6 protein-coding genes are annotated in these 11,994 nt (G+C 51.1%); all 6 read left to right on the top strand.

Annotated features, from left to right (window positions below; translation table 11 throughout):
* Positions 1–5 precede the first annotated feature (5 nt).
* The 6 genes from MKZ12_RS16200 (at position 6) to MKZ12_RS16225 (ending at position 11,978) form a co-directional block, all read left to right on the top strand.
* The gene (locus MKZ12_RS16200; RefSeq protein ID WP_339255464.1) at positions 6–1,826 is read left to right on the top strand and encodes a sensor histidine kinase; all 1,821 of its coding nucleotides are present in this window, start codon (positions 6–8) and stop codon (positions 1,824–1,826) included.
* Between the two features lie 254 nt (positions 1,827–2,080).
* Positions 2,081–3,022, top strand: a complete 942-nt coding sequence (locus MKZ12_RS16205) for an ABC transporter permease subunit (RefSeq protein WP_253436441.1) — start codon at positions 2,081–2,083, stop codon at positions 3,020–3,022.
* Between the two features lie 25 nt (positions 3,023–3,047).
* Complete coding sequence (locus MKZ12_RS16210) at positions 3,048–3,968, top strand: carbohydrate ABC transporter permease (RefSeq protein WP_253436444.1); 921 nt, start codon at positions 3,048–3,050, stop codon at positions 3,966–3,968.
* Positions 3,969–4,046: 78 nt separating this feature from the next.
* Positions 4,047–5,792, top strand: a complete 1,746-nt coding sequence (locus MKZ12_RS16215) for an extracellular solute-binding protein (protein WP_339255466.1) — start codon at positions 4,047–4,049, stop codon at positions 5,790–5,792.
* A 105-nt stretch (positions 5,793–5,897) separates the two neighbouring features.
* Positions 5,898–8,948, top strand: a complete 3,051-nt coding sequence (locus MKZ12_RS16220) for a family 78 glycoside hydrolase catalytic domain (RefSeq protein WP_339255468.1) — start codon at positions 5,898–5,900, stop codon at positions 8,946–8,948.
* Positions 8,949–8,993: 45 nt separating this feature from the next.
* Positions 8,994–11,978, top strand: a complete 2,985-nt coding sequence (locus MKZ12_RS16225; RefSeq protein ID WP_339255470.1) for a sugar-binding domain-containing protein — start codon at positions 8,994–8,996, stop codon at positions 11,976–11,978.
* The last annotated feature ends 16 nt before the right edge of the window (positions 11,979–11,994 follow it).

An 11,994-nucleotide genomic window follows, 5' to 3' on the forward strand; every position in this document is an offset into this window, starting at 1 on the left:
CATGAATGAGAACATCCGTCAAATCCCTGTTTGTCTCCAGACAGCTCCGAACACAGCTTATTCTGTATATTATGGTCATCAGCCTCGCCGTACTGGCGGGGGCTTCTTATTTTATTTATTCCTTTATGCAGAACATGATCAAAATCCAGAACGAACGGTTGCTCTACCAGCAATTCCAACAGCTTGACCATAACATAGGCGGCCTGGTGAAAGAGATCGATCGCCTATCCATGCTTTTTCTGCGGGATGATCACATTCAGCAGTTTTTGTACAAAATTTCAGAGAAAACGGAAGAGGAATTTCTCGAATCGAAAAACGACGTGCAGCGGGTCATTGCCGATTTCATCGACAACTACAACTATATTGACTCGATTTATATTACGGCGGATAATCTCGGGGCAGTAGGAGGCAGTCAGAAGCGGACGCTCGTTTACGATCGGGACGCATGGCAGCAGAGTTTCTTTACTTCCGAGCCCTTCCGTCAAACGCTCGAACAGTATCCTCATCTGGTTATGCATTCCGGGATCAAAAAATCATTCTACAATCCGTATCTGACCGGAGAGGACGATGGTTACCTGATCAGCCTGATGCGTGGCACGCGTGCCATCTATGATCCAACCACAAGCGCCACCCTGATTTTTAATATCGATGAACGGTATCTATCATCCATCTACGCTACGGCGCTCAATAGTGAAGAAGGCGATATGTATATCGCCAGCGCTGACGGAACAATCATTTCGGCAAGTGAGGCGGATCGGGTAGGGACGCAGAGCCACTTCATACCGGGAGCGGAATTGACGGACGGGGCCTACGGAAGCCTGGATGACGAAAAAGCCGGACGCAGCATGCAGGTTGTATATTACAAACTCCATGACGGCGGGTGGTACCTGCTGAAGGAAATTCCGCTCAGTCAATACGCAGACCAGATTCTGGGCGTTCAACGAATGCTTGTACTCGTGTTCACGATTAGTGTGCTTGCGATATTCATAGCCTCCTATTTCTGGCTTCGCAAAATCATTAAACCCCTCAACCAATTGTCTAGCAAAATGAAAGACATGAGCCGCGGTGAACTCGGGGTTACCGTCGATCACGTTCCGAATAATGAGCTGGGCACGGTCATTCGCCGCTTTAATGAGATGTCGCTCAGCATGGTAGAACTGGTGGACAAAAACAATGAGATTCAGGAGAAAAAGAGGGAGCTGGAACTGGAGGCATTGCAGTATCAGATTAATCCGCATTTTCTGTATAACACCTTGAACATGATCCGCTGGATGGCTGTCATTGTGAAGGCGGACAACATCGTAAATACGATTGTAGCACTGGGCAATATATTGCGCCCCGTATTCTCCAGCAAAGACTCCATGTGTTCTCTGCGGGACGAACTGTCGTATCTGGACAATTATCTGAAGATCATTAATATGCGATTCAACAATAATATTACATTTACAATGGACGTGGATGAAGAGTGGATGGATTGTCAGGTGCCACGTTTTATCCTGCAACCGCTGCTGGAAAATTCCATTGCTTCCGGCAGACAGAGTGAAGATTTTGCCATTCAGATTGGAATTACGGCCTCAGTCAACCAGGAACGTCTGATGCTGAGGGTCACCGATTCCGGCGTCGGAATGGATGCAGAGAGCATCTTAAAGTTAAACGAAAAGCTGGCTAAGGGAGAATCGCCCAAATCCACTGTTGGGGGGAGCGGAATCGGACTGAATAACGTCAATAAACGGATTCGTTTGTATTATGGACCGGACTTCGGCATTCATTTCGTTCCGGCCGATCAGGGCGCAGAGGCCATCGTTACCTTGCCTGTACATCGATGATAGAAGAGGAGCTGCGGCTTCGAATGATCCATGCTCTCGTGAGCTTCGCCGAAAGGCAGCACATGAGGGCGTTTTTTGCATATTAGAGCACTGCTTATTCGTTCAAGCGGAGTCTCAAAATTGTTCAAGTCGGCTCGGAAGGCAGCTTTGTTTTTTTCAAGAAAATCAGGAGATCTTTCATTCAAGGGCCATCAAGAAAGCGTTATCATATGAATAAGCCAATACGAAAGCACACGTACAAAGGAGAAATTCATATGCAACGTACCAAGACCCTGAACAGAGCCGTAACCCAAAGGACCGGCAAGCTGAATCGCAAGGACGGCATACACCTCCTGCTTCTGGCCACACCATTTGTACTGTTTACGCTGGCCTTCAGCTACGTACCTTTATTCGGATGGATCTACGCATTCTTTGATTACAAACCAGGCATCCCACTTCAACAAACCCCTTTTCTGGGGCTGGAAAATTTCCGCAACATGCTGGATGATCCACGGATGGGACCCGTGCTGGCGAACACGCTGGCACTAAGCTTGTTGTCCATTGCAACCGCTCCCGTACCGATGCTGCTTGCCATACTGATCTCGGAAGTCCGCTCCGGCTGGTTCAAAAGGCTGGTGCAGACCGTCTCTACACTACCGAATTATATTAGCTGGATCATCGTATTTTCCCTCGCATTCAGCATGTTCAGCACGGAGGGAGCCGTCAATTCCATCATGATGAAAACGGGGATCGGCAGTCCACCCGTGGATATTCTCGGTAACTATGACCGGGTATGGACGGTGCAAACCTTGCTGTTGCTGTGGAAGTCCGCAGGATGGAGCGCCATCATCTATCTAGCTGCCATCGTTGGCATCGACAGCGAACAGTATGATGCAGCCAAGGTGGATGGCGCCGGGCGCATGCGTACGATCTGGCACATTACGCTACCGAGCATCATGCCGACCTTCATTGTGCTTTTGCTGCTCTCTGTCAGCAACCTGCTGTCCGCAGGGTTTGAGCAATATCTCGTATTCAGCAACGTCATGATTGCAGACCGGATCGAAGTGCTTGACCTCTACGTGTACCGGCTCGGATTGGTGACAGGTGACTACTCGTACTCGACGGCTGTGGGCATTTTCAAAACGGTAATTAGCGTTCTGCTGCTCTTCAGCGTCAACATTCTATCCAAGAAAGTTCGCGGTCAAGGCATCGTCTGACCCCAGGGAAAGGAGCAAAACAAACATGCGCACACAACCCGCAGGACAGACGCTTCGTCCCGTCCGCCATACCGATTGGAAAGACCTTACGTTCACCCTTTTTAATTACATCGTGCTGTCCTTGCTTGTCATCATCACCATCTATCCGTTCTATTATATCTTCATCTATTCGATCAGCGATCCCATCGAGGTTCAGAAAGGGGTATATTTCTGGCCAGCCGGCTTCTCCCTTGAAGCTTACCAAGCGACGGTGAAATTGCCGGGTATCATGGACGCAGCCATTGTCAGTGTCTCCCGGACCGTGCTCGGAACGTTGATTACGGTGTTCAGCTGTTCCTTCTTTGCCTATCTCATTACCAAAGAAGAGATGCCGTTCCGCAAAATCATTTACCGTTTTGTACTGATCACCATGTACTTCAATGCAGGCTTTATCCCATGGTATCTGACGATGAAAACGTATGGATTGCAGAATAATTTCCTGCTGTACATCATTCCAAGCGCGATGTCGGGCTTTAACATCATTTTGATCAAAACGTTCATCGAACAGCTACCCGCATCCCTGGAGGAATCGGCCAAGATCGATGGGGCCGGGTACTTCCGGATCTATCGCAGCATTATTTTCCCGCTGTCGATGCCGATTATCGCCACCATTGCCGTATTCTCCGCCGTAGGTCAGTGGAATACCTGGTTCGACAACTTTTTCCTGGTGGAAAATCCGAAGCTGCAAACGTTGCAACTGGTACTCTACAACTTCCTGAACCAGTCCAGTAACCTGTCCAACATGACGACAGATGAGTTGACCCGCGGCGATGTTGTCCGGACGCTCACACCACAGTCCATTCGCATGACCATTACGATGCTTGTCACGCTGCCGATTGTCCTGGTGTATCCGATGCTGCAGCGGTATTTTGTCAAAGGCATCATGATGGGAGCCGTCAAGGGTTAAGGTTGTATATGGTGCAATCACACCGGATTATCCGGCAATCGCCGATAATTATAGAAGAAGAAACAGGAGGGTTATGACATGAGAACTAAAAAGTCGTTCCGCCAAGTAATTGCACTGCTCATGATGACGTCCTTGCTGCTGGCAGCTTGTACGGGCAGCGGCTCGGGAGGCCAGACCAGCACGGGGGAAACCGGTTCGTCAGATACCGGCTCGGACAAAGACCTCGTGACGCTGCGAGTGCTCATCATGGAAACCGGCTCCAAGTGGAATACGCAGCAGAACAACGAAGTGGCCCAGGCTATTGCCGAGAAGATCGGTATCAAAATTGAATACGTTGAAGCAGACGAAAACAAATTCAATGTATTGCTTGCTGGCGGCGATCTGCCCGACCTGGTACGTACAGACGTGAACAAATATCAAAAACAGTTAATTGAAGGGGATCTAATCGTTCCGCTCGACGATCTGCTCGCTACATCCGGCAAAGACATTACGGCGAACATCGGTACTGTGGTCGAATACAGCAAAAAGAACTGGAGCAACGGCACCGGAAACCTGTATTTCCTGCCTCCCCAAGTGCAATCCAAACCGGGCACTTCCATTGCGCCAATTACCATAGGCCCGACGATTCGTTGGGACTGGTATAAGGAGATCGGCACCCCGGAAATGGCCACAATGGATGACTTGCTGGACGTTGTAGGAAAAATTGTGGAAAAGCACCCGCAGACCGAAGACGGCAAAAAAGTGTACGGCGTGTCCATGTGGCAAGATTGGGGATTATGGCCTTATACGATTCCGCCAATTATCTTTACCGAGAATGTAGGCACGACAAGCGACCTGACTGCAGCCAAAGTTGGCGGTAGCGATTTCATCAGCAACTTGACCGACGAATCCTCCAACTTCTGGACTGCACTTAACTTTTATAACAAGGCTCAACGCAGAGGATTGCTCGATCCGGATTCCCTGACGATGAAGAACAATGACTACATGGCTAAGGCAACTGCAGGACAGATCGTTGTTGGCCCCGCCACCTGGGCGATGGGGGATTTCAATGCACAGCATGCCAAGGATGGCAAAGGTTATCTCGTTGTACCTGCCGGCAAACTGGCCTGGACGGGTGCAGTCAATCCGCTCGGATGGCAGGATAAAGCCTACAGCATATCCAAAACATCCAAACATCCTGAAAAAGCGATGGAATTCCTCAATTATATATACTCCTATGAAGGTGCACGCACCATGTATAACGGCGTAGAAGGAACGCACTGGAAGATGGTAGACGGCAAACCGACACTTACGGACGAAACACTCGCATTGAAAGCAGCAGGCGGAGCTCCATACGAAGCAACTGGACTTTCACTGGATCGCAACATCATCGGTCTGGGCGGCGACATGGTCAATCCCGATGACAAGATGCCAGTCGACCTCTTTACCTCGGAGGAGGCGCTGTCCAAAGCGGCCACCCCGCTTGAGAAAGATTTTGCAGAACACTATGGCGCTTCTTACTCGGGAGAAGTATTCAAAAATTGGATCGATCAAGGCAAACTAAATACGTTCACCACCTGGATGGACGGCATGACGGACGAGGAGATCGTACAGCGGAACACCGTTCCAGGCGTAACCTTGGACGACAAATTGAAGAAACAGGAAGCAGAACTTAAAGAACTGGCAGCGCGCGAAGCGGCCAAAGTGATTCTTTCCAAGGATGAACAGGCATTCGAAGCAAATAAACAGGCTGCACTTGCGGCATTCAAAAAAGCAGGAGCAGATGAGTTTACCGCCTGGTATAACGCCGAAGTGCAGCGGCTTCGTCAAGCTCACGGGCTGTAATACGACTTCGCTCGTAACGACAAGCGTCACGAAGAGGAGCTAAAGCTGTGAAGTTTTAGCTCCTTTTCTTTTAAAACATTCAGTCAAACGGGAGTTGATACAGCCGTGGAGCATATTTTATCGACTGGCGGGAGGGATCTGCCGACGGAACGGAAAGAGAACGCTGTTCAGACGGAAGCATTCACGTGGCATGCCTCATGGATCTGGGGAGAAGGCGAGGACTGGCCGCGCAACGAATGGCGTTGTTTTCGCCGGGAATTCGAATGGCATCATGGGGACCATGGAAGCGCTGAGGTAACCATCACAGCGGATGCCCGATATGTGTTATATGTCAACGGAGTGCTATGCGGAAGAGGACCCAATCGCTCTTGGCCTTTTGAACTTAACTATCACGTGCATGAAGTGGGCCATCTGCTGCATTCCGGTCGTAATACGCTGGCTGTACTTGTTATCAGCTATGGTGTAGCAACGTTTGCGTATTTGCCGGGAAGGGGCGGGCTTCTCGCTCAACTGGAGTCCGTTCACTATGAGGCTGATGGGAGTTACCTGAGAAAAGAACTTATCGTGGGTACGGATGCATCCTGGCAGACCGCTCTGCATGACGGATATGAACGAAGGTCGGCGCGCATGTCTTGTCAGCTTGGCTTTGCCGAACAGATGGATGCGCGCTGCTGGAATGATCGTTGGCAAGAAGTTGACACCTTGCCGCTCGAAGAGCAAGGAATCTGGACTCCTGCCCGCATCATTGGCACGCCTGGCGATGCGCCATGGGAATGCTTGGTCGCAAGTGATATTCCGGAACTGACGGAGCAAGAAGTATGGCCTGTCCGAGTGGAATCATTGAAAGAAGCATCTCTTGTGTCCTGGACGCATGTGCTCGATGTACGCGAAGCGATGGAGCCGACAAGTCGGATGCACGCCAATCCGGTATCCTTTGCCGGTTATGTCGCAGCGGTCATTCGGGCAAGTGGCGAAGCCGAAGCAGTTGTCGGATTTTTCAGCGCGTTCCATGCTCTGCGCGGCATCACGCTTAACGGCTCATATTACCCTGCATCAGATATGGAGGGAGAACGGCCGCGCAGGCTTCAGCGAGTTAGGTTGCGGCAGGGAGAGAATCTGCTGCTAATCGAGCTGGCAGGGCAGGATCATGGCGGAGGACTGCACTTTGGAATCGACTGCGATGTTCCGTTTACGGTTGTATCGCCATTCGATGATGCACCAATGGGCAACACACCGTTTGTCCTGATTGGTCCGTTTGCCACCCTCGTGCATATCGACCACCAGCCGGATCGTGATCCCATCCGTGCATATCAGGGCTTTGGCGGCGGTAGGCCTCTGGACGAGAAGGCATTTCCGGATGCCGAGGTATATCTGCGATGCCGCAGCTTGGCTTCCATCCCTGAGCTTGCTCCATTCCGCAGCTGGATGAAGCCATTTCCCGAGAGGCTTAGCTCGGAAGCTTCAATCTTTGTGTCCAGCATCTGGAAGATGCAGGAGCAGGCGCGTCCCGTTCCTGCGGACTTGCAGCAGGTATGCGTCGCCAATCGGCAGCCGGCAATCGTGCCGACAAGCTCTGGCGGAAGGAGCACGGAGCTGATTCTGGACTTTGGCCGCGAATGGTCGGGCTATCTGCGATTCGAGGTCGATGCGGGGGAAGGCACCGTCATCGACGCGTATGGCTTCGAGTATATGGACGGCGACTGGCGACAGGATACCTTTGGTGTAGATAATACGCTTCGCTACGTATGCCGCGAAGGCAGACAACGCTACGAATCGCCGATTCGGCGCGGACTTCGTTATCTCATGCTTACCATACACGGAAATACGAGACCAGTACGGCTGTTCGGCATTAGCCTTGTACAAAGCAACTATCCGGTGACAGAGATCGGCCGATTCCATAGTTCGGACGCGATCCTGAATGACATTTGGGAGATCAGCAAGCATACTACCCTACTGTGCATGGAAGATACATTTGTGGATTGTCCCACGTATGAACAGGTATTTTGGGTTGGCGACAGCCGTAATGAAGCGCTCGTGAACTACTATGTATTCGGTGCAACAGATATCGTACAACATGGTCTGCAGCTTGTTCCGGGATCAAGCCGGCAATCGCCGCTCTATGTGAATCAGGTACCTAGCGGCTGGAGCAGCGTGATTCCAAACTGGACGTTTTTCTGGGTCTCCGCTTGCCTTGAATATGTCCGACATACAGGAAGCAGGGACTTTGCAGCGAAAATCTGGCCAAAGGTAAAGTTCACGCTTGATCACTATATCTCACATATCGATGCCAGAGGACTATTGTTCATTGAAGCCTGGAATCTGTTGGACTGGGCACCATTGGAGCAGCCGAACGACGGAACGGTCACCCATCAAAATGCGATATTTGCACGCACGCTGGCAGATGCGGCCCAACTGGCCAAATTGGCAGGTTGCGCAGAAGACAGCCCTTACTACTGTTCCGCATCGGAAAGAGTAACCCGCGCCATAAACAATCATCTATGGAGTGAGGAGCGGCAGGCTTATATGGACTGCATTCATGCCGATGGCTCTCTTTCCAGCACCTATAGTATGCAGACGCAGGTCATGGCGCTGGTTACCGGCATTGCAGTTGATGAGCGAAAGGAGAAGCTCAACGCATATTTAACATCGCCACCTGAAGATTTTGTAGCCATAGGCAGTCCGTTCATGACGTTTTTCTATTATGAAGCGCTGGTGATGCACGGCAAGACGGATCTAATGCTCCGGGACATGAGAGAGAAGTTTGGGGAAATGGTGAAACATGAGGCGACCACTTGCTGGGAGATGTATCCGGGATTTGCCGAGAATCGGCCCCATCCGAAATACCTGACACGCAGTCATTGCCACGCCTGGTCGGCAGCACCAGGTTACTTTTTGGGAACATCCGTGCTCGGGGTTCGCCCGATTGCAGACGGTTGGACACAAGTTAAGGTTGCCCCCCAGCCTTGCAATCTGCAATGGGCAAAAGGAGCTGTACCTCTGCCTGGCAACGGAAGGATCGACGTGAAATGGGAGATTCGGGAAGAGGAAGGTAGCGAGTCCACGTTTCATTTGGAGGTATGTGCTCCGAAAGAAATTGCAATTGTGATGGAAGCACCTGAAGGATACCGACCAATACTGGTACACAGGACATTATGAGTGCACATGCAAAGCGAAACTGATCAAGAATGGAGAGTTAGCGCGATGACACACATCTCATATTACCGTTCAGATGAAGGTAAACGCTTTCTGGACGAAGTTCAGGACGAGGCCTACGTCCGTTCCTCGCTGCATGGGGATGCATGGGTGGAGAAGGACAGCCACATTCCAATCCGCTGTACGACAGACAAAGTGCACATTTCAATAGCACCCCGCCATGCCGATGCAGAGCCATCAGCTGATTTCACATATACCAATCACCACAACGCTCGCAATTCTGCCTTCAAAGAAACATTACTTTTGTCCGGAATCTGGCGTATGAAGGGAGGCGAGGCAGCTGATCATGGAGATCCGGCGCCTGCGACAGGCTGGTTTGGACGAAAAGCCCAGGCAAGTGAAGGCATGCGGGAACGCTGGTACGAACCGGATCACGATCGGTGCGATTGGCTGGAAGTTAGCGTGCCCACAACGGTGCAGAAAGCCCTGGTTGATCAGGAACTGCTCGATGATCCACACTGGAATACCAACACGATCGATGAACTGGAGAATCACGGTATGCCTGAAGAGACCCCCGTCTGGTTCCGCAGGACACGCGTGGAATGCAAGGAATGGTGGTTTGCTACGTCATTTGAACTGTCTGAAGAATGGGTGGGAGGCCGACTCTCCTTACAATTCGACGGGATCGACTACTCGGGCACCGTATTTCTTAATGGCGCATCACTGGGACATCATCAGGGCATGTTTGGCGGCCCAATTCATGATATTACAGACTTGGTTCGACATGATAAATCCAATGTGGTTGTTGTTCGACTGGACCCTGCACCTCAAAGTTGGAACGGCCTGATGAAGCCCAGTCCGGGCTTTGGCTGGCATTATGGACACCTGATTTCACTCGGCATCTGGAAGGATGTACGGGTGGTGGCCGAACCGGACATCGCTTTGCTTGATCCGTATGTTGTAACCCTGTCCCACACCTCGGATGAAGCTGTGCTTCACTTGGAGTTTACGGCTGAGAGTAATCTCGTTGAGCAAGTGGAATTATCCATCAAAGGCTGTATCCGATCGAAGAAATCGAAAACGAGTGTGGATTCATTTGACCCTGATAACCAGACACTTTGCCAAAGGGATACCCATTTTACGTATTCCATTGAAGTGCCATATGGCCGCAGCAAATTCAGTACCGTAATCAGACTGACTGATCCCGAGGTTTGGTGGCCGACGGGTTACGGGGAACAGCCTCTCTATGAGCTTGTGTTATCTGGATCTAATTCTGGACCCATTAACGTTGGCGAAGCTCACACGTCTTTTGGCATCCGTACGATTGAAATGCGTCCTCTGAACGATGCAGCACCGGAAACGGAATATCGCTGGCAGTTTGTCATCAATGGCGAGCCCATGTTCATCAAAGGCGCGAACTGGTGTTGGCCTGATGCCATGCTTGACCAGCAGAATGGGCAGTATGAACGACTGCTGGAGCTCGCCCGCAGGGGAAATGTGCAGATGCTCCGGGCATGGGGCGGCGGCTTGGTGGAAAGTGACGAATTTTATAATCTGTGTGATGAAAAAGGCATTATGGTCTATCAGGAATTCCCGCTCTGCTGGGGTCCTCCCGATTCACCACTGACGGACCTTGGCGTTATTGACCGCCAGACCACAATTTCAGTAAAACGGCTCAGAAACCACCCTTCCTTGATCATGTGGGGGGGAGGCAATGAGAACGGCAATCATGGCGGTGCAGATGAAGGATTATTTTTGGTCGGAAAAAGATGCCGTGGATACGATCCATCCCGTCCGTTCCATCGAACCGATCCATGGGGCGGAAGTGTGCATAACTGGAACGTATATCACGGGGGTGAATCCCTGGATGAGGCAACGTTAGCGATGCCATCGGTGTTTTACGGCGAATTCGGCATTCCAAGTCAGACCAATGTTTCAAGCTGTCTGCGCTATATGCCGGAAGAAGCGTTGGCGTCATTTCCTCCAACGGAAGATAGCAGGGGTTGGAAAGCGCATTTTCACCAGTTCGGTCTGAAGGACATCATTAAAGTCATGCGCTACGCGGCGTACGGACCGATCCGCAACTGGCAGGACTACATCACGTATTCTCAGACTGCTCAAGGTGATGCGATTCGACTGACCGCTGATGTACAGAGGGCGGGAACAGGAAGAGATAAGAGCGGCTTCTGGTACTACAAATTCACGGATTGTTTTCCCGGACATTCGTGGGCGGTGATCGATTATTACGGAACAGCCAAGCTTTCCTATTATCGTGCCAAACAGGTCTCACGTCCGCAAAATGCCTTCATCACCTGCACCAAACTGGATGCGTGGCAGCCAGATGAAATATTCCGCGCAGCACTGCACGTCGTGAACGATTCGCGTAACGCCCTTATCAATGCAGCTATCCAAGTCTCGATGTACGACAGTCAATTAAGCGAGGTGAGGAAGTGGAATTATCCGGCGCTAACCGTGAAGACCGGGCTGGCGAGCTGCATCGATCAACTGGAAGTCACGTTGCCGGAAGAATCAGCAATTCGGCCGTTCTTGATTGTCGTCACGCTTCATGAAAGCAATGGAGATCTTGTGTCCGATCAGTGGTATTGGTTCAATGCCCAGCCGAAGACTCCAGAGCTGATCACTTTTGAGAGGGAGCACCGCCATCAAGCAAACGAATATCCTGACGATGAGGCCAAGCAGGCATTTGCATTGTACGCCGAACTCTCCGATGCACCGCTGCGTGAACTTCCGCGCACTGCGCTTGAATGGTCTGTCGAGACCCAAGACCAGAACGGCTTTATTGTCATTCGAAACATGGGAAACGTGCCTGCGATTCGAGTGATGATTCACCATTTTCCAGACGAGTGGAGTTGTTATCTGGATGACAATGATTTTGGATTGCTTGCGGGAGAAGAGAGACGCATCCCGTTTGAAATCGGGCCTGACGTGATCCTGGACGGCATCACGGTAAGTGCCTGGAATGCGTTTGAGATATCCCGAAGTGGCGTGCCCATCACAAGTAAATCGTGCTGACTGACAGGAAGGAGCG

The organism is Paenibacillus sp. FSL R5-0713, from assembly GCF_037973325.1.
Lineage (GTDB): Bacteria > Bacillota > Bacilli > Paenibacillales > Paenibacillaceae > Paenibacillus.

What these genes read in the sequence shown, in the direction of transcription:
- MKZ12_RS16200 (WP_339255464.1), top strand. Translation starts at nt 6, where the DNA reads ATGAGAACATCCGTCAAATCCCTGTTTGTCTCCAGACAGCTCCGAACA.
- MKZ12_RS16205 (WP_253436441.1), top strand. Translation starts at nt 2,081, where the DNA reads ATGCAACGTACCAAGACCCTGAACAGAGCCGTAACCCAAAGGACCGGC.
- MKZ12_RS16210 (WP_253436444.1), top strand. Translation starts at nt 3,048, where the DNA reads ATGCGCACACAACCCGCAGGACAGACGCTTCGTCCCGTCCGCCATACC.
- MKZ12_RS16215 (WP_339255466.1), top strand. Translation starts at nt 4,047, where the DNA reads ATGAGAACTAAAAAGTCGTTCCGCCAAGTAATTGCACTGCTCATGATG.
- MKZ12_RS16225 (WP_339255470.1), top strand. Translation starts at nt 8,994, where the DNA reads ATGACACACATCTCATATTACCGTTCAGATGAAGGTAAACGCTTTCTG.